Below are 22687 nucleotides of genomic sequence, written 5' to 3'. Positions count from 1 at the left end.
TGTACACGAAAAAGGCTGACTTCGCAAGCTATCTTAGGCTAGAATTGCAGAAAAAAACTGCCCAATCAAGGACAGTTTTTAGATTATACTTTAACAATCCAACCTTCTGGTGCTTCAACATCGCCGAATTGGATACCAGTCAATTCGTCATATAGCTTGCGAGTAACTGGACCAACTTCAGTCTCGCTATAAAAGACATGGAAATCATCTCCATGCTGGATACCACCGATAGGAGAGATGACTGCAGCTGTTCCACAAGCGCCAGCTTCAGTAAATTTACCCAAGTCTGCCAGAGGAACGTCCCCTTCAATCGGTTTGAGCCCTAGTCTATGCTCTGCCAGATAAAGCAAAGAATACTTGGTGATGGATGGCAAGATAGACGGACTGAGCGGTGTTACAAACTCATTATCCTTGGTGATACCAAAGAAATTGGCAGAACCCACTTCTTCAATCTTGGTATGGGTTGCCGGATCCAGATAAATCACATCTGAAAAATGCTTATCCTTAGCAATCTTTCCTGGTAATAAGCTAGCAGCATAATTGCCTCCCACTTTTGCTGCACCTGTTCCGTGCGGTGCAGCGCGATCATAGTCATCTGACACAATGAAGTTAGTCGGAGTCAGACCGCCTTTGAAGTAATTGCCAACCGGCATTACAAAGATAGTGAAAATGTATTCTTCGGCTGGTTTCACGCCGATAATATCGCCGACTCCAATCAAGAGCGGACGAATATAAAGAGTTCCGCCCGTTCCATAAGGTGGCACATATTCTTCATTAGCTTGGACAACCTGCTTAACTGCATCCACAAACATTTCTGTAGGAACTTGCGGCATGAGCAAGCGATCAGCTGTCCGCTGTAAACGCTCCGCATTTTTATCCGGACGGAAAAGCTGAATACTGCCATCCTTAGTTCGATAAGCCTTCAGACCTTCAAAAGCTTGCTGTCCGTAGTGAAGGCTGGGAGACGACTCAGAGATATGGAGCGTAGCGTCCTCCGTTAACGTTCCTTCTTCCCACTGGCCGTTGCGATAGTATGCTATGTAGCGATAAGGCAGTTTCATATATGAGAATCCTAGATTTTCCCAGTCAAGATTTACAGTCATGGTCTTTCTCCTCTTCTTCCAAACTTCATTTTTAGATACTCCCTATTTTACACCTTTTTGAGATATTTTCAAGTATTATTTTCAATTTTCAGAAAATTTTGTTATCCAGACTTTTTCCTGTTATCAAACTCATAGAAATTTAAAAAAACCAGCTCCTGCGAACTGGTTTGATGATTATTTGATGTAAGCTGAGAAGACTTCTTCGTCTGAAATAGTATCAGAAATGAAGCTGCCGTTGCTAGTTCTCTCAGACAAGCTGAGGTCGGCCAGATTGATTTCATAGGCCGTTCCTTTATTAGAAAGCACCTGCAAAATCTGCTCCTCGCCGGCTTCTGCTTCTGTTGTGAAGAGGTCAAAGTCCACTGCTTCGCCATAGACTGGTCCAGCTGCAAAGACACGATGTGGCTTGGTCTTAAGCTCTCTCAGAACTTGAAGACCGCGATTTGCCCGACTGGTAACAGGAATATCTGCGATTGCCATACGCTTGAGCGAACCACGCTGAGTCAAGAGGTAAAGTGAGTCTGTATTGGCGATAAAGGCTGCTGCTAGGACGTCGTCTTTCTTGAGATTGATGGCTTTAACCCCAGCTGCCTTAGCTCCGATGACAGGAACTTCCTCGATATTAAAGCGAAGGGCATAGCCGTTCTTGGTTACGAGCATAACATCATCCAGCTTAATCGGCGCCAGAGCAATGACCTGGTCGTCTTCATTTTTTAGTTTAGCAAACTTAAGCGACTTAGACTTGTAGGTCCGCCAAGGACTGAACTCCTTGCGCTCTACACGCTTGATTTGGCCCATCTTGGTCGCTGCAAAGTAAGCGCCTTCCTCAAAACTGTCCAGCAATTCTGTATAGATAACCTCTTCCTTGGTATCAAAATTACTGATGGTCTGACTTAGGTGTTCTCCGATTTCTTTCCAGCGGATGTCTGACAGCTCATGAACAGGCCGGTAAATGACATTTCCAAGACTCGTAAAGATCAGCAAATGCTGAGTTGTCTTGGCTGGGCTGACGAAAATCAGTCTGTCATCGTCACGCTTGCCCATCTCTTCTACGGTCGAAGCTGAGAAGGAACGCGGACTGGTCCGCTTGATATAACCAGAACGAGTCACGCTTACATAGGTCTCTTCCTCAACAATCAGACTAGCTGTATCAATCTCAATAGCATTTGCCGTATCCTGCAGCTCACTGAGACGCGGATTACCGAACTTCTTCTTGACGTCGCGGAGCTCACGTTTCATAAGATTATACATGGTGCGCTCATCACCGATAATGGCTGCCAGCATGGCAATCTTCTCGCGCAGCTCTGCTTCTTCCTCTTCCAGAACCACTACGTCTGTATTGGTCAAACGGTAGAGTTGGAGAGTGACGATAGCCTCAGCCTGCTCCTCAGTGAAATCATAGCTGACCTTAAGATTTTCCTTGGCGTCTGCTTTGTTTTCTGAAGCACGAATCAGAGCAATCACCTCGTCTAAGATGGAAAGCACCCGAATCAGTCCTTCCACGATATGAAGCCGTTTCTCAGCCTTGGCCTTGTCAAAACGGCTGCGAGCTAGAATGATCTCCTTGCGGTGGGCAATATAACTGGTCAAGATTGGTACAATCCCCACCAAACGAGGCGTGAAGTTGTCGATTGCCACCATGTTGAAATTGTAATTGACTTGCAGATCAGTGTACTTAAAGAGGTAGTTGAGAATCAGCTCGGTATTAGCATCTTTCTTAAGCTCGATGGCAATGCGAAGACCGTCCCGGTCGGATTCGTCCCGCACCTCAGCAATGCCGGCCACCTTGTTATTGACCCGCACATCGTCAATCTTTTTCACCAAGACTGCTTTATTAATCTCGTAAGGAATCTCAGTGATGACGATTTGCTCTTTTCCGCCCTTTAGCTTTTCAATCTCAGTTCTGGAGCGCACTACAACTCGACCTTTACCAGTCTCGTAAGCTTTCTTGAGCTCATCTCGACCTTGGACAATAGCTCCTGTTGGAAAGTCTGGACCAGGCAGAAACTCCATGAGTTTGTCCACCTTGGCAGACGGGTGGTCAATCATATAGATGACCGCGTCAATGACTTCAGCTAGATTATGAGGTGGAATATCAGTCGCATAACCAGCGGAAATCCCAGTTGCTCCATTGACCAAGAGGTTAGGAAAGGCTGCTGGCAGAACAGTCGGCTCCTTCTCGGTATCGTCAAAGTTCCAAGCAAAAGGAACGGTATCTTTTTCGATATCCTGTAAAAGATAACCAGCCATCTCAGACAGGCGCGCCTCGGTATAACGCATAGCTGCCGGTGGATCACCATCCATAGAACCGTTGTTACCGTGCATCTCAACGAGAATCTCACGGTTTTTCCAATCCTGAGACATGCGGACCATGGCATCGTAAATGGAGCTGTCACCGTGAGGGTGGAAATTCCCCATGATGTTCCCGACAGACTTGGCAGACTTGCGGTAGCCCTTGTCAAAGGTGTTGCCGTCCTTATTCATTGAATAAAGAATACGGCGCTGAACAGGCTTCAAGCCATCGCGAATGTCCGGCAAGGCCCGCTCTTGAATGATGTATTTGGAGTAGCGACCAAAGCGCTCTCCCATGATGTCCTCAAGGGACATGTTTTGAATGTTGGACATAAGATACAAAGGGACGTTTCGGCTTGCCGAAAATTTCTGTAGAAAAATAGGAAATCAATGCAGGGTTCGATGAACCCCAAGCGATTTATCTTTTTTCCTAAGTCTTAGTCCCGTGTTCAGTTACTACAAGTAACCAAACTATCCTTTCTGTAGTTTAATGTGTTATAAATTTGTTTCTTCAGTGAGTAATAAGGAATTTTCACACAGTATTTAGGGCGTATTCAACTCCTTTCTTTAGAAAAAATAGGTGCTTAATGATTTTATTTGCTATTTTATTGAATTTAACCAGAATTCAATACTTGAACCAACTCCATCTTTCAACATTTCTTTTCTTGTTTTACATGCTTCTATACACTCCGACAAGTATTCTATTTTGTGTTGGTTCTTATTGTACTCATCAGTTCGTTCCAGAATTTTTTGTAATTTTTCATCATCTGTATATTGTTTGCTATTTTTTATACCTTCAATGTTATTCTTTTGTGTATTTAGTTTTTTTTCACACTTCTTTTTATAATCACTACACTTATCGATTTTATTTTCATTTTCATCTTTAAGTTGTTTAAAATCAATCATTCTTTCTATATGGACAGGGTCCAATCTATATAGAAATCCTAATAATAATTGAGCAGTTCTTATCTTTTCTTCATCAGAAAACATTTCACTAAAATTAGATGATGATCGTCTGACTCTATCACTTGCGTGGCTATCTGAATTTAGAATTAAACGATACATGTAAGCTTTGAAGAACTCTCTTTCAGTTTCATCTTGAATTTTTGAAAGCAATCCTTGATTAGTAGATATTTCACTGGGGCCTAGATTATAATTGAAAGTTGAATATGCCTCCAAAACTCGTCTCATAGTGTTCCCAATGTATAGGCTGATCTCAGGCACTAAACCAAGAGCATATTTATAAATACTATTAATTTGCTGCTTATAGAAGTTATATTCTGACTTTCTTTTAACAAGACCCTCATAGGTAAGTTCAAGGCATGAGATATTTTTTGGATTTTTTGGATTTTTTTGAGAATAACATTTCAAATCATCAAATATCTTATAAAAATGATAATAGATTTCCTCATCATGTGTGCAGATAATAAATTTAGTTTCACTATACATACTAGAGAGAGATTCGATTTTATTTCTGAAAAAAGTATATAGCCCAACCTTATTTGAATAGTCTATGCTAGAAATAGGATCATCTATAACAACTAATAATGATTCTAGGTCTCTATACTTTATTAGATTTTCTAATTCTAAGAATGAAAACACCAAGTTAATTATATTTTTTTCTGCAGTTGATAACTTTGTAAAAGGAACAGGTCCATATACATCATCCCGAGAGAAGATTTTCCCCTTTTTATCAATCTGCAAACGTTTAGTGTCAAAAAATATTTTAGAAAATTCTTGATTTAAACGTTTAGAATAGTCTTCAGTTATTTGTTCAAGAAGCTCCTTTTTTAGGTTCTCTAAAAATAACAAGATATCCTCAAATTGTGTTATAAAACCATCTAAGGTATTAGAGTTTTCGCTGTTCGTTAATTTATCATTAAGAGAATTCTGCAATTCTTCGGAAAGCTGAAAATTGTTAGATACTTCATCGATAAAATCAGATTGTAACTTGAATTTTTCTGATATTATTATATTTTTAATACCATTCTCCAGCTTATTATGAACAGCCAATTTTTCATCACTCTCTTCTGTAGTGAAAGATTTTAAAAATTTCGATATCTTTCTCAATATTTCTATTGGTGAATCATACAGATTTAGCTTGTTTTTTCCTTTATTAAAACTCCCAATATTCAAACCAAAGAACTGTGGCAACTCTCTTACAAGCATATTATCAGGTGATTTTCTGGAACCTCCACGCCGTAAAAGAAATTCTACACTTGTTTTGAGACCGTCCTCTAACCTATTTATTTCCCTATCTATAATATTTACATTCTCAGCAATATAATCGTCAGAGATAAAAATTGCGTCATCTCCAATACTTGTAAATCTGTCCTCAGAATCAATTCTTATAGTACATACAATATCGTCATTAGTTATTTGATATGATTGATTGTTAGAATCTTGAAAGATTGATTCAACTTCCTCAACATCCCCTTTTTCATCAATTTCATTTGAAATTGTTGTTTTCCCCATGCCATTTCTAGCAAAAATAAGTTGGGGTTTGAAATACTTTTTGCTACTCTTTTCGAATTCTTCAAACTCTATCTCTATTTTTTTACTAGGCAAAAAATTTTTTTTAATGATTATTTTTTTATATTCCATAGCTACAATTCCAATCTATAAATTTATAATAAAAAGATACTAATCCCTTCTCATAGTTCTATCTTAATTTATCCTCAGCATACTCCATCATCTTCTCTGCTGTTTCGTTGTCATAGTGGAAGCCGGTTTTGAGAGAGAAAGCTTGTGCTTCTTTGTGGAAAAAGCGCATGGTAGCTAAGAGAGATTTGGTGATTTTTTTCTGGTCGGAAAAGTCAAGCAAGGCTGTAAATTCTTTCTCTTTCTCAGCAGGCAAATACTGAAAGAGGTACTTGTAGTTCTTGCCAACATCGACCGTTCCCTTATCTGCTGCCACTTGCCAAGCTAAAAGCTTGAGCAATTCTTGCTGGCAGATTCCATACAGATGATCCGTCGCATAGACAAGGTGATTTCGATGAATGCCCTTGACTACATAAGCTGATACCCACCAGAATTCATTGCAGGATTTGTCAAAGTCAGTCGCACTGGCTGCTACCGTCCAATAGCGCTTGGGTGTCGGTGCATAAGGAGCAAACAATCCCTGCGGGTCATCCAGCACCGTGAAATCTGCTTCGCTATCCACCCACTCTTTGATGTGCACCTTAGGACAAAGGGTCAAATCTATCCGATTGCCATCTTCAAAGAGCATGAGATAGAGGCGGCGATGGTCTACTAGGACATGCTGCTCAATTATGCGCTTGCCAAACTGGTCCAACCAAGCAAGGTCAGCCACCAGACCATCCAAATCCTCTACAATGTAGACCACATCATAGTCTTGGAACTCGTCCTTGGGAGCCTTTGGGTTTGTCCGCGAGCCGGACATAGCAACAGCCTCGACCTGTAGCGCTTTTGCGGTTTGCAAAATCACATCAAACATCTCGGTTTCAGTTCTCATAGGAATACCTACCTTATTAGTGAAGACTTTTGATTTTATAGAGGACATGTCTATAAAGCGGACTGTCAGCTGGAACTTTTTCATTATCAAATTCTTTGACAAATTCCATGCCTAGCTTTTGCATGACTTTTTGCGAAGGGAGATTGAGTAAGGATGTAAAAGAGTAAACTTCTGATAAGCCAGCTTGCTGAAAAGCAAAGTCTAGACAGGCTTGGGCAGCCTCTGTCGTATAACCACGATTCCAAAACTCTTTTCGCAGACGCCAGCCGATTTCTACAGCTTCTTTTCCAGCGAAAATCTGTAAATCCGAATGGTGCAGACCTACCAAGCCGATAAACTCCTGACTGGACTTTTCTTCAACAGCCCAAAGACTGTAGCCACAAGCCTTAACTTCATCTTGAATGCCCTGATAAAGACGCAAGGACTCTGCTTGACTATATGGCTTTGGGAAATACTGCATGACCTCTGGATCCTGATTCAGAGCAATCAAAGCTTGCAAATCAGATTCCTGCAAGTCCCGTAAAATGAGACGGTCAGTTTCAAGAATTCTCATCTAATCACTCCTCTGCAATCTTTCTTATCTCACAACTCCTCAGCTTTATATAGGCTATAGCCTTCATAATAGTAACTATGGTCTACACCTTTCATGTAGAGGTCACGGTTATCAACATCATTAGTGAGGGCTTGCTTAAGGACGTGCTTGATTTCTGTGTCTCGAATAGGGCTGCGCTCCATAGCTAGGAGGTAATCTTCCTTGTCCACTTGAGACCAGTCCACGACTTGCCCCAGCTCAGCCTTGAGTAGGTGGTCCAGCCAAAGCCTCATGCTTCTGCCATTTCCCTCACGGAAAGGGTGGGCAATATTGAGCTCCACATACTTTTCGACAATCTGATCAAAGGTCTGCTGAGGCATGCGATCAACATTTTCCAAGGAAGCTGACAGATACATGACAGGAGCAAAGCGAAAATTCCCTTTGGAGAGATTGACTGTCCGAATCTGGCCAGCGAAGTCATAAATTTCTTCAAACAAGAACCCGTGAATAAAGGCCAAAGTGGCATAGGTGCCAGCTGCTTTATCGTCCAGAAGCTGCTCTTCAAAAAGCTCTTTAGCTCGGGTCTTGCTGATTTTTTCTTCCATCTTTGCTAGTTCAAGCGAATCTGTCAGACCCAGTTTATTGTCAAGCGTCATTGGCTGTCTCCTTTCATTCAGATTTTCTAAATCCTGTACCAACAGGCTTAAAACCTATTGCCCGATAAAATCCATCTGCTTCAGATATTAAATCAATCCGTGTCAAAGGATATTTTTTGCGGATCTCCTCAATCAGCTGCTGTCCCAGTCCTTTTCTGCGGTAGGACTTATCAATGATCATTTCAGCTAAAAAGGTCGTTAGTACTTCATCCGTCAGATAACGGGCAAAGCCAAGGATTTTCTGGTCCTCTTCAAGCACCAAGTAATGAGACAGATTTGTTGAAAATAGAGATGTCACTTTTTCCTCTGTAAAAGAAAGCCATTTTTCACTTTGATAAAGGCTATAAATAGCTTGACAATCTTTTCTGCTTGCAGGTCTGATAATCATCTTCTATTCCTCCAAATCTGTTAGACTTAATTAACGCTCCCCACTTCTTCTTTCACCTTCTTAGCTAGTTTGCGTTTTTTGTAGCGGCTGCGGATAGTGTTGAGGTGGTCGCGGAGATTGACCACGTGAGTTCTTTCAGGATAAGCGTAGGCAATGATTGCAGTGAAATCCACTAGAAAATCATAGATTTCTTGCAGCTTGAGGCGGACGTTCTTATTCTGGCTCGGTGTCTTACCCTTAAGCTCAGTCAGGCGCTCCTTGTAGACCTTTTCAAAGGCCTTCTGAGCGGCAGCAAGACTGTCGACATGGGCTTCCAGATGAAGCTTAGCCAGTGCTGTCTGATAGGCCGGCTTTTTCAGCTCTTGGAGTAGGTGGTTAATACCCTCGGTCTCCTTTTCCAAGCTAGTTGCGGCTAGACCAGTGTAGTTTTTCAGGAGCTGAGACAGGGTCTCGTAAGCTTCCTTGGTCGCTGCATCCTTGACCCGTGCAAAGGCCCGAACCAAAGACTGGAGTGTGCCCAAAGCATCATCGCGCTCGCGGTCAGCCTGATCCAAACTAGCCACCAGCTTGCTGGACTTGGTCTGATGAAGCCCGCCCTGCAGCTGTTCCAGAAGTTTGTCCATCTCATCCAGCTTGGTCGTGTAAATGCCATCCACCTTATTTTCCTTGATAAATGCCGCAACCTCGCTCCAACTCTCGGACATGAGCTGGAAAAATTCGTTGTTTTCTAAAGTCTGAACATCTACACTAGTAATTCCATAAAATTTTTTCATTTTTATAATCTCCTAAATTTTTTATTTATTTTAACTTTAATTCCCTTTTTACCTTTTCTGATTTTCAGAAAAGGTTTTTTGCTTTAAAACTGCTCGCCAGAAAAACAAACGTTCGTCTTTTACTCAAAAAATACTCGCCAGATTTTCTGCCAAACAGAATTTGCCAAAAAATGCCTTATCAGAAAATCTGACGGTCTCACTTTAACTCCAGTGAGCTTGACAGAAAATTTGGTGAGGTGTTTGTTGTATGTTATGGCACATTCATCAAAGTGCTTACTATATTTTTGCATTAGCAAAGGTTCTAGCAGCATAATATTTATCATAAATTAACTCACTATTAAAAGTATTGATTAGATCTTTATTATAATCAATATCATCATTTAAAGCATGATTCAATTTAAATAAGAATAAATAAAAATCACCATAAAAAGTCCCCCTTTCCTGTTTATACACGGGAACTCGAATATCTATAGAATATTCTTGTTTATCTTCTATTCTTTTCTTACCACATTTAACAGCTACATTATATTTCAATTCACAACTTCTATCAACTAAAACGGTAAACTTAACATCATTAGAACCATGAGTTAATCGTTGGAAGCAAGTAACAGATTTTTGTTTGGTGTCTTCCAGCAAATTAATCAATGGAACTTCGCCCATTCCAAGACCAGCAAAACCTCGCGGGCTATTGTGAAATCTCTTTTCATTTCTATCGTAAACTACAGTTAACATTAGATCAGGTATTTCTTTTCCAGTATTATCAAAAATTGAAACTTCTAGAAATTGTAATTTGCTATTTTGTTCAAACTCAGAAACAAATTCATCGAATGGAAATATAATTAAACTCTTAATATCTCCAGACTTTAAAATCAGAGGATTTTGTAGAACTTTCTTTGTTTCATAAATTTCCTTAAAAGTATCTTTCTCAAGCCTAGTAAACTTAACAATATACTGGTCTACCATTGACTCTTTAGTTCCATTGTTATATGCTAGCAACACAAATTTCTGATTTCTTTCGTAAAAACCACCATCGTATTGAATATCTTGAAAATCATTATTGTTTTTCCTGATATTATATAATTCAATTTCTGTTACTGATTGAGTAGTACTTCTTTTATTTTCTACAGTTAGAGTGTTTAATATAAAATTTGAATATAATTGCTGTCCAGAAGTTGCTGGTTCAGGAAGTCCATTTCTGTTATTTATGTTTAAAATACTATTTCCAACTATATATATCTTTTTTGCATTGTCAAATCCATTTTTTAAACTATGCACTATAAATGGTCCCAAAATCGTAGTCATTATCAGAGCTAATACTACCCACCACCACTCTTGTGATATTGGTAAATTATTTTGCTGAACATTTTGTATTGCTATAAACATACTTTGCTATATCCCCCTAAAACACCATCTCCCCACTCTCCTCAAGCGTAAACTTGACATTATCCTCAATCCACTTACGGCGTGGTGCTGGTTTATCTCCCATAAGGACTGAGACACGACGTTCAGCACGCGCTAAATCGTCAATAGTCACTCGGATAAGCGTTCTGGTCTCTGGATCCATGGTTGTTTCCCAAAGCTGGTCAGCATTCATTTCACCAAGTCCTTTGTAACGTTGGAGAAGAGCACCTCGACCAAATTTTTGGCGAAGTTCCTCAAGCTCACCATCAGTCCAAGCATATTCGACAACTTCCTTTTTGCCTTTACCTTTAGACATCTTGTAGAGAGGCGGTAGGGCGATATAGACGCGGCCAGCCTCGACCAACGGGCGCATATAGCGATAGAAAAAGGTCAGCAGCAAGGTCTGGATATGGGCACCGTCGGTGTCCGCATCGGTCATAATGATGATCTTGTCATAGTTGGCATCCTCAAGGGTAAAGTCTGTCCCAACACCCGCTCCAATCGTGTAAATCATGGTATTGATTTCTTCATTTTTGAGAATATCTGCCATTTTGGCTTTCTCAGTATTTAGGACCTTACCGCGCAGAGGAAGGATGGCTTGGAACTTACGGTCACGGCCTTGCTTGGCAGAGCCGCCGGCAGAATCTCCCTCGACCAGATAGAGTTCGTTCTTGGCTGGATTCTTGGACTGGGCCGGAGTCAGCTTACCAGACAGCAAGCCCTTGTCTTTCTTATTCTTCTTGCCATTCCGACTTTCGTCACGCGCCTTACGGGCTGCTTCCCTAGCATCTCTGGCCTTGATGGCCTTGCGGATAAGGTTAGATGCCAGCTCACCATTTTCCAAGAGGAAGAAGGTCAGCTTGTCAGAGACGATGGAGTCCACGGCAGGACGAGCCAAAGGACTGCCCAGCTTATCCTTTGTCTGGCCTTCAAACTGCAGGTGCGCTTCAGGGACCAGGATGGACAGGACAGCAGCCAGACCCTCGCGGTAGTCCGAACCTTCCAGATTCTTGTCCTTTTCCTTGAGCAGACCCGTCTTTCTGGCATAGTCGTTCATAGCCTTGGTAATAGCGGTCTTGAGACCCGTCTCATGGGTACCACCGTCTTTGGTGCGGACATTATTGACAAAGGACAGGATATTATCGGCGTAACCGTCGTTGTACTGGAGGGCAACCTGAACTTGGAAGCCGCTCTCCTCACCCTCGAAATAGAGGACAGGAGTCAGGGTTTCCTTGTCTTCATTGAGATAGCTGACAAAGTCTTCAACTCCGTTCTCATAATGGAACTCTACTTCTTCGCCAGTCCGCGCATCGGTCAGCGACAGGCGGACATTCTTGAGCAGGAAGGCTGATTCCTTAAGCCGCTCAGCAATAGTGTTGTACTTGAAGTCTGTCGTTGAAAAAATCGTATCGTCCGGCATGAAGGTCACTTTGGTTCCAGACTTAGACTTAGGTGCAGTGCCGATTTTCTTGAGCGTAGTAACTGGTTTTCCGCCATTTTCAAAGCGCTGCTTGTAAACAGTCCCATCCCGCGTGATTTCCACTTCCAGCCAGCTGGACAGGGCATTGACAACAGAGGAACCTACACCATGGAGACCGCCCGAGGTCTTATAGCCACCTTGGCCGAACTTACCGCCGGCGTGGAGAACGGTGAAGATGACCTCAACCGTGGGAATGCCCATAGCGTGCTTGCCGACTGGCATCCCGCGTCCGTGGTCTGCGACAGTCAGACTGCCGTCTTTGTTTATCGTCACATCAATTCGGTCACCAAAGCCTGACAGGGCCTCATCAACAGCATTGTCCACAATCTCCCAAACCAGATGGTGAAGTCCCGCTCCATCAGTTGATCCGATATACATCCCTGGACGTTTGCGGACCGCATCCAACCCTTCTAATACCTGAATGGCATCGTCATTATAATTGTTAATATTAATTTCCTTTTTTGCCACAAGAACCTCCTAATGATTCATCTTTTCTATCTTACAAGTTTTTGGCAAATATTGCAAAGATTTTTTTGAAAAAACTGCTGATGAGGACTAATTTTACACGAAGAACAATCCAATATCCGAGTAGACATTTCCTGCTATAAATTCTATCCTTTTCTATTGTAAGAAAGCGAAATAATGGTATAATAAAATCATGATGAACACGATAATTGGATTAATACTAGCATACTTACTGGGCTCTATTCCGACTGGACTTTGGATTGGGCAAATTTTCTTTAAGAAGAACCTGCGGGAATACGGCAGCGGCAATACCGGAACGACCAATACTTTCCGCATTTTGGGAAAGACCGCGGGGACGGCTACTTTTGCGATCGACTTTCTCAAAGGAACTGCAGCGACCCTGCTGCCTTTCTTTTTGCATATTGAGGGAGTTTCGCCGCTTGTCTTTGGCCTCTTGGCTGTGATTGGCCATACCTTTCCCATCTTTGCTGGCTTTAAGGGTGGCAAGGCAGTGGCAACCAGTGCAGGGGTTGTTCTGGGCTTCTCACCAGCCTTCTTTGTCTATCTGATTGTCATCTTTACCAGCATCCTCTATCTAGGAAGTATGATTTCTCTGGCAAGCGTGCTCTCAGCAGTCATCGCTATCCTGTCGGCTCTGCTCTTTCCTCTAGTCGGCTTTATACTGCCCGCTTATGACCTCTTCTTTACTCTGATTATCATTGCGCTGGCTTTGATTATTATCCTCCGGCACAAGGACAATATTCAACGTATCAAGCAGAAAAAAGAAAACTTAATCCCTTGGGGCTTGAATATCACACATCAAAATCCTGAGGCTAAAAAATAAAGCGGAAGTGAACAACTTCCGTTTTATTGTGTCTTCTAACTAGTCTTCTTTGTGACTTTTCTTGATTCCTGCCAATCCAAAGAATCCTAAAACAATACCAACTAGGCTCAGGGCAACTGTTGATTCGCTGCCTGTCTGTGGCAGTTCTTTAGCTGCAGGATCCTTAGTGAAGGTCTTGGCAACATGAACAGGTACTTGCTTGGTTTGTTTTGGAGTATTAACCAGCGGTGCTGCCTGTTTTCCAGGATCAGCTGCTTTAGCACCAGCTGGGTAGGAAGCCGCATTAGCCGGATCCGTTCCTTGCTTGATTTCTTCAATATCTGAATAGCCATCACCGTCTGTATCCTTAGTGGATGAAATAGAGATAGCGCGGGAGTTTGGATTGATAACCGCATAGACTGTCAAATCAGCTTTTGCCAGATAGTCTGCAAAGGCCACATCCATAGATGGTCCTTCCTCACGAGGGCCGCCCAGCATGGTATAGCCGTCACCACCAGCAGCTAAGAAGTCATTGGTCGTCAGATAGTAGGTCTTATTAGGATCGAGAGGCTCATAAACACCAGTTTCTTTATTCTTAATCTCGATGTGAAGGACACGCTGATTAGCCGGCAGAGTGGTGTCGTAGTAGACTTTAGCTCCTGAGATTTGCAGGTAACCACCGCTTGGTTCTAGCAAGGGTTGGCCGTTCTCATCCAGCACAGGTTTACCATCTTTCTCCTGGAGAATAGAGCCTAGAGATTTGGCAAACATATCTGCAATATTTTGACCAGTAACCTTGATTTGAGAAATAGTATTCCCAAAAGGCAATACGGCGATAACATCTCCCTTGGTGATTGGCTTGTCTTTGGCAATAGTTTCGCGCAGACCGCCTCCGTTAGTAACAGCTAAGTCTGTTTTATTGGCAAAGCCAGTTTGACCATAATCGTAGAGAGCATCCGCTACGACATTACCCAGATTGGTTTCCCGAACACGGACATTTTCACGGTCACCATTAAGCTCTACTGGGCTGTTTGCCACGATAACCTTGGCATTATCAGCGTCGTACCTGGCTTTAATCTTGCTGACCATGTCTGCTACAACTGGGTCTGGAGCGACTTTTTTAGCTGTTTCAGCAGGAATTTGCTGAGGATTTCCCAGAAGCTGATTGGCCTTGAAAGTCACTTTACCGATATTGTGTAGGTAGCTACCGGTCTGGTTGTAGGTGACATTATCGCCATAAGTCGTAGACTCTACTGTGTGGGAGTGGCCGTCAATAACGGTTACGCGCTTGCCTTTGAGCTTAGGATTTTTAGAAAGAGCTTCAGCCAAGGTTGAACCGCGCCACTCAGTCGGAGTTGTCGTGTCAACACCCAAGTGAGCTAGAACAACGTAGTTTTTGTAGTTCTTTCCTTCTGCTGCTGCGCGTGCTTCAATTTCGTCAATAACTCGATTAACCTCTGTGATTGGATCAGTGAAGGTAACACCTTGGATGTTTTTAGGGTGAGTTTTTGTAGCAGTTTCAGGTGTTGTCACACCGATTACCACAAACTCATCTCCCTCAACCGCTGGATCCTTGTCTACAATAGTAGATGCTTGGAAAACTCGAGCATTATTAGCGTAGGTATTGGAACTTAGGAGTGGGAATTTAAGAATTTCCTTGTATTTCTTTGCCTCATCTAGACCAAAGTCAAACTCATGGTTTCCGACTGCCATAGCATCGTAGCCTATTTCATTGAGGATTTTCGCTCGTTCTTCACCTTTTGAGCTATTGGAAATTGGCAGCCCCTGGAAGGCATCACCCGCATCCACAACTAGCACTTTAGGATTTTTAGCGCGCTCTTCCTTGATAACAGTAGCCAGCTTAGCATCACCGATAACGCCTTTTTCCTCTACAATGCGGCCATGCACATCGTTAGTATGGAGAATCGTAGCCTCTGGTAGATTTTCAGACTGGGCTGGTGCTGCAGCGGCTTCTGTCGCAGCTGGACCAGCCGGAGCAGCTGTATTCTGACTATCTGCTGCTGGCTTTTCTTCTGCTGAAGCTGCTGGAGCAGTTGGTTGCACTTCAGAAGCTGTCTCAGCAGCTGGCTGATTGGTCAACTCAGCCTTTGCTGGCTCTGGACTAGCCTGAGCCTCTTCTGCAGAGACTTGATGGGCCAAAAAAGCAGGTGCCAAAAGCACCGTTGATAGAACAGGTAAGATGAAAAATTTCTTCTTCATATAACGAACACTCCTCTTTAGTATTTTGTTATATTATACATCTTTTTTGCTTAAAAAGGAACTAAACCACTACTATTTTAACAAACATTCGGTTTTTCAGAAAATTACTAGAAAATTTTCTGTGTTAAAAAAGACCCTGAAATTCATCAGAGTCTAATCTGCATTATCCTTTAAAGACAACTTCCCCATCACAGATAGTAAACTTCACTTGGCCTTTAAGCTTTTCACCAACAAAAGGTGAATTGGCTGCCTTGGAGGCAAAGTGGTCAGTCACAAGTCTATCTGCTTCTGGATCAAATATTGTCAAATCAGCAGGACCATCCTGAGCGATGAATCCAGCATCAAAACCATACAACTGAGCTGGATTAAATGTCATTTTCTCCAAAAGCTCCATCAAGCTCAGATGACCAGCCTCTACCAAGTAGGTCAGTCCCAGAGAAAGCGAAGTCTCAAGCCCAGTCATACCAGAAGGCGCCTGAGTGATATCGGCTACATTTTTCTCGTCAGCATGATGTGGAGCATGGTCCGTCGCAATGACAGAAATGATACCTGATTTGAGCCCCTCAATAACCGCCAGACGGTCCGATTCTAAGCGCAGAGGCGGATTCATCTTAGCATTACTACCCTTGGTCAATAGCAAAGCTTCTGTCTTAGAGAAGTGCTGAGGTGCTGCTTCAGCAGTGACTTGAGCGCCTAGCTTCTGAGCGAATTCCACAACCTTTACACTCTCAGCCTTGGACAAATGCTGGATATGCACATGAGCCTTTGCATCATAAGCAATCATGACATCGCGAGCAACCATGCTGTACTCTGCCACACCTGTCGCGCCGCAGATATGAAAATGCTCTTTAGCAATATGCTCGTTAAAACCGAGTATGCCGTTGAGATTGGGATCTTCCTCGTGCAAGCTGATAAAGGTGTCATTTTTACGTGCTTCTACGAGCGCCTGGCGGACAATGCCAGCGTTGGTCAGTGGAATACCGTCATCAGAAAAACCTACTGCACCAGCTGCCAAGAGACCTTGAAAATCTGTCAGATGCTGTCCATCAAAATTCTCTGTAATTGTTGCAACCGACTTGATATGGATATTTTCCCGACTAGCCGACTCCAGTACTTCTTTCAGAGTTTCAACTGTAGAAATGGTCGGATTGGTATTGGCCATCATTACAACGGTCGTAAAACCACCTGCTGCTGCTGCCAAGGCCCCCGTGTGAATATCTTCCTTATGAGTCTGGCCCGGCTCCCGAAAATGAACGTGTATATCCACCAAACCTGGAGCCACAACCAAACCACTCGTGTCAATAACTTTTGCTCCTTCTGCCTGCAAATCTTGACCGATTTTGACAATTTTCTTCCCCTCGACCAAGAGGTCAGTAATTTGGTCAAAACCAGTCTTAGGATCCATAACTCGTCCGTTTTTGATTAATAGCATCATCTTATCTCCTTATTCGTAAAAGTCCACCTGCGTATCCAATAGCTTATCTCCGTCATAAACAAACTTTGCAGAAAAGAAAGGCTTGTCTTCTAAAAGCCACTCAACAAAAGTATGATCGCCTTCCCAGGTTGGTTTAGATAAAACCTGGTCATAGGGCACCCATTCCAAAGTCCCTTCGTTGCATTCAATCAGTTCACCCTCAAACTCAGTCACCTTAAAAACATAGGTGTACCAGTCCAAGTCGGGAGTAAACTCCGGAAAAGTAATAACGCCTTTGAGAACAGGTTTAGCCTTTAGTCCTGTTTCCTCTAGAATCTCGCGTGCAGCGCATTCCTGCGGGGTTTCTCCTCGCTCTAGCTTGCCACCGACACCAATCCACTTCCCAGCATGAACATCATTGGGCTTTTTGTTGCGGTGCAGCATGAGAAACTCCCGGCCATTATCGATATAACAAATCGTTGCTAACTGAACCATACTACCTCCTAAGCTAACCAATCAATAGGTTCCAAGCCCTTAGCCACTAAGAAATCATTGGTACGTGAAAAAGGTTTGCTGCCAAAGAAACCACGGTAAGCTGACAGCGGACTTGGGTGAGCTGACTCGATAATCAAATGTTGGGAATTACTAATCAAGGCTTTTTTCTTACGGGCGTAAGAACCCCATAGGATAAAGACAACTGGATCGCTCTTCTCATTAACTACCTTGATAATAGCATCTGTAAAAGGCTCCCAGATTAAGCCGGCATGCGCATTAGCCTGGCCAGCAGGCACTGTCAGACCAGCATTGAGCAAGAGAACCCCTTGCTTAGCCCATGAAGTCAAATCATGCGACTCCTTCACTCCGATATCGTCTGCCAGTTCTTTAAGAATATTCTGCAAAGAAGGCGGAGCTGGAATGTCATCAGGTACCGAAAAACTCAAGCCCTGTGCCTGTCTAGGTCCGTGGTAGGGGTCCTGCCCCAAAATAACCACCTTAACATCTGCTAAATCTGTCGTCTGAATCGCATTAAATACCTTTTCTCTAGGTGGGTAAATGGTCCCTGAAGCATACACTTCGTCTAAAAAATGATTGATTTTTGCAAAATAACCTTCCGGCAGCTGCTCCTTAATCAAAGCGTGCCAAGCTGAATGCTGCATACATGTCTCCTTACGTCTCAATTTCACGAACTTGTTCATCTAGCTCTATGGCCGGATAATGGTCGGCTAGATAAGAACTAAAGCGACTCCAATTTTTCTCTTTGTACCTAAATGGCATAAACTGTTCCCTATAGTCTTGATTTCTAACAACAAGGAAGAATTTCGGCGGCAAAAGGGACTTGCTTTTCTTGCTCTTGTATCGACTATATTTCTGATATTTATTCAAGAAAATCTGCCAAATTTGAGAATCAATCTTCCTAAAACAGAAATAGTTATGATAAGTAATGAGGCAATTCTTATAAATCAAAATCTTTAATTCTTTATCATGAAAGTCAGCCTCTTCTTCTATTGTTTCAAAATCAGGAGTTGGAGATAATTCCTCCGTCATTAGTTTAAGATATTTTCTATGCCTGCTAATATGCTCAGTTAACTCAAGAAATCGAACAAAAGTGAAACCAGAAATAATAATTCCACCAGCAACCCCTATATAAGAACTTTTTCTCTCACTCTTACTCGCTTCTTCCCGTACATATCCACTTCCATTATGAATCAAATAGGAAAAAGCAAAAACGGTCAGCAAAATCAGAAGCGTAAGAAAAACGATTTTGTATATAAAATTAAAAAACAAACTTCTCTTTATCATAAATTTTTAGAGATAACCTCCTTGGAACAAGGCAATAAGTATTTTCTTTTCCTATTTTATCCACCTAAGCGCTCTTCTGAGTTCTGCTGTACCATTTTCAAAAAAACAAGAACCGTGGGCTAGGATGATTTTTTCAGGTTGCCAAGCCAACATCTGCTCTAGACATTCTTTGGCTTCTTTTTGATGACCGATAAAGGTCATGCGGTAGTCAATAGGTGTCTGGCCATCCGGAGCTGCAACTCGAACTAATTTATAAGCCTTGCCGCGAATCTGATTTGGAAAATGCTCTGTTTCAAAATTCTCAATCAAATCTGTCAAAATCAAGGTTTGACTGTCCCTATGAAAAAAGACAACTTCCTCAATATAAGAACTTCCCTTGAAAACCAACTGATCTATCTGACCTGTCCAAGCTTCAGGAGCCTCATCCGTCAGCTTTTCATCAAAAGAGACTGGGATTTTCTGCTTGGCCGCTCTCTCTTCAACACCTGGGCTAGACCAAGCAATTGCCTCCGGATAACGCTTCTTCCAGTCAGCAATATAAGCATAGTGAATCTTATTAGGTGAAACGAGATGTGCGACTGGTCCCAAAGCATCCAACTGGTCAAACAAGGCTTGATTTGGCTGGATTGGTGAATGGCACCAGAGCTGACCATTTGATAACTTGATAACAGTCATGCGGGTAGAAAAGGGCAGATTTGTCAGCACCGCATCCATCTCAATCAAATCACCATCAACAATCCAGATATTCTCGGCGATGGGCTTCAAGCTATAAAGCGGTTCATAGATAGGAACAGGTCTTTTCATTCTAAAGACTCCTTCTTTCTAGTCCAAAAGATAAATTTTCCTAGAGTTTGTGGATACTGTGATAAGCCCACGGCGGATAGAATTAGAATCTGTGGCAAAAACTGAATCAGATAACGCGTCTTCCCTCCCTCGAAAATCTGCAGAAAGAGCAGGCCACCAAAAACAGCTAGGGTTAGAAAATTCAGCTCATCACTGGAGCGATATTTCCAAAGAGCAAAGACAAGTCCTGCCGCCATGACAATCCAGACCACCTGCTTGGACAGCGAGAAATAGACAAATTCTGACTTGTCAGTATTCAAGAAGAAGTCACGGACAAACTGAGTTAAAGGATTATCCTTCGTATCTTGGTAAAAAGGCGATATATAAGGCGTCTTTTCATTTTCAACACTGCGGTAGAGCCAGCCCAAATCTCCTTCTGCTACAGTCAAAGACTGCTTGTGGAAGAGATGATGAGCTAAAGTCAAAGGATTATATTCACTTAAGCGCCGCTTGATTTCCTTGATAACATTTTCCTTTGCAAACATGCCATTGTTATAATCATACTGCTTATCGGGCTCAATATACTGCAAGAGCCCTTCTTTCATGTCTTCCTGATTGTGGCCATTAAAGGTCAGACCTAGATTGATAAAGAGCAGGGGACCTTTTGCCAATCCCTCTCCCTCCATAATCGGCACTTCCTTCTGATGCTTGGACCAGTAATGCAGCGGGGCATAGCTAATCGCAAAACTGCAAGCAAAAACGACTAGTGTCAGAAAGAACTTCTTCCAATTCTTTTTGAAAAAGAGAACTCCAAAGACAGCTATCAGCAGAATCATTACTGTTGGTCTAAAGAAGAAAGCCAGACTAGTCATCAGTCCAAGCAAGATACTGCGCCAAACCAGCTGTCGGCTGGACTCCTCTCCCTTCAGCAATCCCAGAACTAGGAAAATCTGCAGACTAATGAAAGGCAGGGGCGGAATATCGGTATACATTGAAAAGAAATAAGGAGAAAAGCCCAGTAAAAGCACATAAAGACTAAAGACAGCATCTGCAGCCTTTTGGGAAAAATACTTTTGGCAGCCCTTGTAGAGAATCAAGGCCGTTACGTTAGTATAAACAATATTCAAGGCCTGCATGACCCATAGACCAGATTCCCCAAATACATTAAAGAAAAAACGCTCGTAGAGAAAGAGTGAGACATTGTTAGGGTTGCGGGTCAGATAGCTGGAAATGGAGCTTTCTTTCAGAGTTTTGAAAGCCCCTGTAAAAACTACTGCTGCATCCCGCCTAATCAAAAGCTCTGCTGAAAAGAGCATTATCAGCTGAAAAATAAAGGCAGTTAGCATAACAAGAAGTTTATGCTTCATCAGCCAATGATAAGCTTTTCCTAGCAAATTCCGATAGCGATAGGCCAGATAAGCCAAGCCAGCAAAGGCAATCGTAGCTATACTATTCAGCTCTGAAATATGCCAGATGGCAATCAGAAACCAGTGAACAGCCGTAATCAGCATAACTTTCTGTAATATCGAAAAGGATAGATGATAAATCTTAGACATAGCTCTATTATACCAAATGCCGAGACTTTAAGCTATTTTAAAAGGCAAGACAAGGACGTTTTACTGAAAAATGACCTGAATAAGAGTCAGATCATTTTACTTCTATTCGGTCTAGGCCTGCCAATTTTCTTGGTCATGCTTAAATCGTTTCAACAAGGCTAATCCTTCAGCATTGATATAGCCTTCTTGCTCAGCTAAGTGAATCAACTCTGTATAGTTTGATAAAGTCACCAATTTCACACCCGCATCATTAAAGTTCTTTTCTGCTTTTGGTAGCTCATAGGTAAAGATAGCTGCTGCGCCAATCACATCCGCACCTTCACGTTTAGCGGCAGCGATAGCATCCAAGACCGAACCGCCAGTCGAGATTAAGTCTTCAATGACAACCATCTTCTGCCCAGGTGCTACGCGACCTTCGATTTGATTGCCCGCTCCGTGATCTTTGGGTTTGCTGCGAATATAGGCAAATGGCAGGTTCATCTTATCAGCGATAATAGCTCCGTGAGGAATGCCCGCTGTCGCAGTTCCAGCAATGACTTCTACATCAGGAAATTCCGCCCGAATCTTTTCGACAAAACCATTCTCAATCAAGGTCCGAGTCTCTGGATAAGCCAGGGTCACACGGTTGTCCGTATATATAGGTGACTTGATGCCCGAGGCCCATGTAAAAGGCTCTTCTGGCTTCAAATACACAGCTTTGATTTTCAATAAATCACGCGCAATCTCTTTTGCTAAAGTCATTTTTTGCTCCTTATAAATTTGAATGTTTATGATGCTGTCAATTTCGTATAACGATTTAAATCGTATCTCTTGTTCTTACTTAGCTATTCCACTGCTTCTTGATCTCATGGTAAGCATCCCAAGGATTTTCAGCTTGGATAATCGGACGGCCGACTACAATATAATCACTGCCGATTTGATGGGCTTCCTGTGGAGTCATGACCCGCTTTTGGTCACCGATTTCTGATCCAGCTGGACGAATACCCGGCGTCACACAGAGAAAGTCATTTGCAGTAGCCGCCTTAATCAGTTCAACTTCTTGAGCCGAACAAACGACGCCATCCAAGCCAGCTTCTTTAGCCTTCCGAGCGTAATTGACAACTGACTCTTGAACCGTAGTCTGGATATTTTGGCAATTACGCATATCTTCCTCACTGGTCGAGGTCAGCTGAGTCACCGCAACCAACTTAGCCTTATCTCCCAAGACCTTCTTGGCTTCGCTCATCATCTCTACACCGCCTGCTGCATGGACCGTCACCATGTCGATACCAAAAGTTCCTAAGACAGACATGGCTGAGCGCACCGTATTGGGAATGTCGTGCAGTTTCAGATCCAAGAAAATGCTGTGTCCAAGACCTTTCAGATAATGAACGATTTCTGGACCGATGGCATAGAAGAATTCCATGCCGATTTTGACATAGAGTTTTTCATCTTCCGGAAAATGCTCCAAGAAATCTTTGACATCGTCAAAAGATGGAAAGTCGAGGGCGATAATAGGCCGTTCTTCACGCATGAGGGGAAAATCT

At 42.6% G+C, this 22687-nt stretch carries 19 protein-coding genes and 1 pseudogene; 1 reads left to right on the top strand and 19 read right to left on the bottom strand.

What is annotated here, in order from left to right:
* Positions 1 to 83: 83 nt before the first annotated feature.
* The 10 genes and pseudogenes from O3627_RS02825 to parE form a co-directional block, all read right to left on the bottom strand.
* Positions 84 to 1109: pseudogene (locus tag O3627_RS02825) on the bottom strand (branched-chain amino acid aminotransferase); the annotation flags it as partial.
* Between the two features lie 168 nt (positions 1110 to 1277).
* Positions 1278 to 3728: a DNA topoisomerase IV subunit A gene (gene parC, locus O3627_RS02820; RefSeq protein WP_343091754.1), complete on the bottom strand. Its 2451-nt coding sequence runs from the start codon at positions 3726 to 3728 to the stop codon at positions 1278 to 1280.
* Positions 3729 to 3995: 267 nt separating this feature from the next.
* Positions 3996 to 5999, bottom strand: coding sequence for an AAA family ATPase (locus O3627_RS02815; protein ID WP_125382272.1), 2004 nt, complete (start codon positions 5997 to 5999; stop codon positions 3996 to 3998).
* 58 nt (positions 6000 to 6057) lie between these two features.
* A complete protein-coding gene (locus O3627_RS02810) occupies positions 6058 to 6870 on the bottom strand; it encodes an aminoglycoside 6-adenylyltransferase (RefSeq protein WP_125382273.1) in 813 nt (270 codons plus the stop codon).
* Between the two features lie 16 nt (positions 6871 to 6886).
* Positions 6887 to 7423: a GNAT family N-acetyltransferase gene (locus O3627_RS02805; RefSeq protein WP_125382275.1), complete on the bottom strand. Its 537-nt coding sequence runs from the start codon at positions 7421 to 7423 to the stop codon at positions 6887 to 6889.
* Between the two features lie 29 nt (positions 7424 to 7452).
* A complete protein-coding gene (fic, locus tag O3627_RS02800; protein WP_125382277.1) occupies positions 7453 to 8058 on the bottom strand; it encodes a protein adenylyltransferase Fic in 606 nt (201 codons plus the stop codon).
* A gap of 13 nt (positions 8059 to 8071) precedes the next feature.
* Positions 8072 to 8446, bottom strand: coding sequence for a GNAT family N-acetyltransferase (locus tag O3627_RS02795; RefSeq protein ID WP_125331022.1), 375 nt, complete (start codon positions 8444 to 8446; stop codon positions 8072 to 8074).
* Positions 8447 to 8472: 26 nt separating this feature from the next.
* A complete protein-coding gene (locus O3627_RS02790) occupies positions 8473 to 9219 on the bottom strand; it encodes a DUF6261 family protein (protein WP_125382278.1) in 747 nt (248 codons plus the stop codon).
* Between the two features lie 276 nt (positions 9220 to 9495).
* On the bottom strand, positions 9496 to 10602 hold the full coding sequence (locus tag O3627_RS02785; protein WP_125382280.1) for a hypothetical protein: 1107 nt from the start codon (positions 10600 to 10602) through the stop codon (positions 9496 to 9498).
* A 16-nt stretch (positions 10603 to 10618) separates the two neighbouring features.
* Positions 10619 to 12568 carry a DNA topoisomerase IV subunit B gene (gene parE / locus O3627_RS02780; protein ID WP_125382282.1) on the bottom strand — a complete coding sequence of 650 codons (1950 nt, stop codon included), beginning with the start codon at positions 12566 to 12568 and terminating at the stop codon, positions 10619 to 10621.
* Positions 12569 to 12758: 190 nt separating this feature from the next.
* Between parE and plsY the strand changes: the two genes are divergently transcribed.
* Positions 12759 to 13409, top strand: coding sequence for a glycerol-3-phosphate 1-O-acyltransferase PlsY (plsY, locus tag O3627_RS02775; RefSeq protein WP_002918952.1), 651 nt, complete (start codon positions 12759 to 12761; stop codon positions 13407 to 13409).
* A 39-nt stretch (positions 13410 to 13448) separates the two neighbouring features.
* On the opposite strand, the gene nt5e is transcribed toward plsY, so the two are convergent.
* From nt5e to pyrF, 9 genes are all read right to left on the bottom strand, one after another.
* Positions 13449 to 15608 carry a cell surface ecto-5'-nucleotidase Nt5e gene (gene nt5e, locus O3627_RS02770; protein WP_125337504.1) on the bottom strand — a complete coding sequence of 720 codons (2160 nt, stop codon included), beginning with the start codon at positions 15606 to 15608 and terminating at the stop codon, positions 13449 to 13451.
* A gap of 163 nt (positions 15609 to 15771) precedes the next feature.
* On the bottom strand, positions 15772 to 17040 hold the full coding sequence (locus O3627_RS02765) for a dihydroorotase (protein WP_032905790.1): 1269 nt from the start codon (positions 17038 to 17040) through the stop codon (positions 15772 to 15774).
* A gap of 12 nt (positions 17041 to 17052) precedes the next feature.
* The gene (locus O3627_RS02760; RefSeq protein WP_002900284.1) at positions 17053 to 17517 is read right to left on the bottom strand and encodes an 8-oxo-dGTP diphosphatase; all 465 of its coding nucleotides are present in this window, start codon (positions 17515 to 17517) and stop codon (positions 17053 to 17055) included.
* An 8-nt stretch (positions 17518 to 17525) separates the two neighbouring features.
* A complete protein-coding gene (locus O3627_RS02755) occupies positions 17526 to 18179 on the bottom strand; it encodes a uracil-DNA glycosylase (RefSeq protein WP_002900283.1) in 654 nt (217 codons plus the stop codon).
* 10 nt (positions 18180 to 18189) lie between these two features.
* Positions 18190 to 18807, bottom strand: a complete 618-nt coding sequence (locus O3627_RS02750) for a hypothetical protein (protein WP_260468523.1) — start codon at positions 18805 to 18807, stop codon at positions 18190 to 18192.
* Between the two features lie 66 nt (positions 18808 to 18873).
* Positions 18874 to 19626, bottom strand: coding sequence for a DUF4336 domain-containing protein (locus O3627_RS02745; protein ID WP_125382285.1), 753 nt, complete (start codon positions 19624 to 19626; stop codon positions 18874 to 18876).
* Positions 19623 to 21161: a glycosyltransferase family 39 protein gene (locus O3627_RS02740; RefSeq protein WP_125382287.1), complete on the bottom strand. Its 1539-nt coding sequence runs from the start codon at positions 21159 to 21161 to the stop codon at positions 19623 to 19625. The genes O3627_RS02745 and O3627_RS02740 overlap by 4 nt, the downstream gene beginning before the upstream one ends.
* A 111-nt stretch (positions 21162 to 21272) precedes the next feature.
* On the bottom strand, positions 21273 to 21902 hold the full coding sequence (gene pyrE / locus O3627_RS02735; protein WP_125337505.1) for an orotate phosphoribosyltransferase: 630 nt from the start codon (positions 21900 to 21902) through the stop codon (positions 21273 to 21275).
* A gap of 79 nt (positions 21903 to 21981) precedes the next feature.
* Positions 21982 to 22674 (bottom strand): orotidine-5'-phosphate decarboxylase, encoded by a 693-nt coding sequence (pyrF, locus tag O3627_RS02730; protein WP_125382289.1) that lies wholly within the window; start codon positions 22672 to 22674, stop codon positions 21982 to 21984.
* Positions 22675 to 22687: the final 13 nt, after the last annotated feature.

Source organism: Streptococcus sp. 27098_8_82, assembly GCF_041431615.1.
GTDB classification, from domain to species: domain Bacteria; phylum Bacillota; class Bacilli; order Lactobacillales; family Streptococcaceae; genus Streptococcus; species Streptococcus sanguinis_K.
This window is presented reverse-complemented; position numbering and strand designations above follow the sequence as displayed.

What these genes read in the sequence shown, in the direction of transcription:
- parC (WP_343091754.1), bottom strand. Translation starts at nt 3,728, where the DNA reads ATGTCCAACATTCAAAACATGTCCCTTGAGGACATCATGGGAGAGCGC.
- O3627_RS02815 (WP_125382272.1), bottom strand. Translation starts at nt 5,999, where the DNA reads ATGGAATATAAAAAAATAATCATTAAAAAAAATTTTTTGCCTAGTAAA.
- O3627_RS02810 (WP_125382273.1), bottom strand. Translation starts at nt 6,870, where the DNA reads ATGAGAACTGAAACCGAGATGTTTGATGTGATTTTGCAAACCGCAAAA.
- O3627_RS02805 (WP_125382275.1), bottom strand. Translation starts at nt 7,423, where the DNA reads ATGAGAATTCTTGAAACTGACCGTCTCATTTTACGGGACTTGCAGGAA.
- fic (WP_125382277.1), bottom strand. Translation starts at nt 8,058, where the DNA reads ATGACGCTTGACAATAAACTGGGTCTGACAGATTCGCTTGAACTAGCA.
- O3627_RS02795 (WP_125331022.1), bottom strand. Translation starts at nt 8,446, where the DNA reads ATGATTATCAGACCTGCAAGCAGAAAAGATTGTCAAGCTATTTATAGC.
- O3627_RS02790 (WP_125382278.1), bottom strand. Translation starts at nt 9,219, where the DNA reads ATGAAAAAATTTTATGGAATTACTAGTGTAGATGTTCAGACTTTAGAA.
- O3627_RS02785 (WP_125382280.1), bottom strand. Translation starts at nt 10,602, where the DNA reads ATGTTTATAGCAATACAAAATGTTCAGCAAAATAATTTACCAATATCA.
- plsY (WP_002918952.1), top strand. Translation starts at nt 12,759, where the DNA reads ATGATGAACACGATAATTGGATTAATACTAGCATACTTACTGGGCTCT.
- nt5e (WP_125337504.1), bottom strand. Translation starts at nt 15,608, where the DNA reads ATGAAGAAGAAATTTTTCATCTTACCTGTTCTATCAACGGTGCTTTTG.
- O3627_RS02765 (WP_032905790.1), bottom strand. Translation starts at nt 17,040, where the DNA reads ATGCTATTAATCAAAAACGGACGAGTTATGGATCCTAAGACTGGTTTT.
- O3627_RS02760 (WP_002900284.1), bottom strand. Translation starts at nt 17,517, where the DNA reads ATGGTTCAGTTAGCAACGATTTGTTATATCGATAATGGCCGGGAGTTT.
- O3627_RS02755 (WP_002900283.1), bottom strand. Translation starts at nt 18,179, where the DNA reads ATGCAGCATTCAGCTTGGCACGCTTTGATTAAGGAGCAGCTGCCGGAA.
- O3627_RS02745 (WP_125382285.1), bottom strand. Translation starts at nt 19,626, where the DNA reads ATGAAAAGACCTGTTCCTATCTATGAACCGCTTTATAGCTTGAAGCCC.
- O3627_RS02740 (WP_125382287.1), bottom strand. Translation starts at nt 21,161, where the DNA reads ATGTCTAAGATTTATCATCTATCCTTTTCGATATTACAGAAAGTTATG.
- pyrE (WP_125337505.1), bottom strand. Translation starts at nt 21,902, where the DNA reads ATGACTTTAGCAAAAGAGATTGCGCGTGATTTATTGAAAATCAAAGCT.
- pyrF (WP_125382289.1), bottom strand. Translation starts at nt 22,674, where the DNA reads ATGCGTGAAGAACGGCCTATTATCGCCCTCGACTTTCCATCTTTTGAC.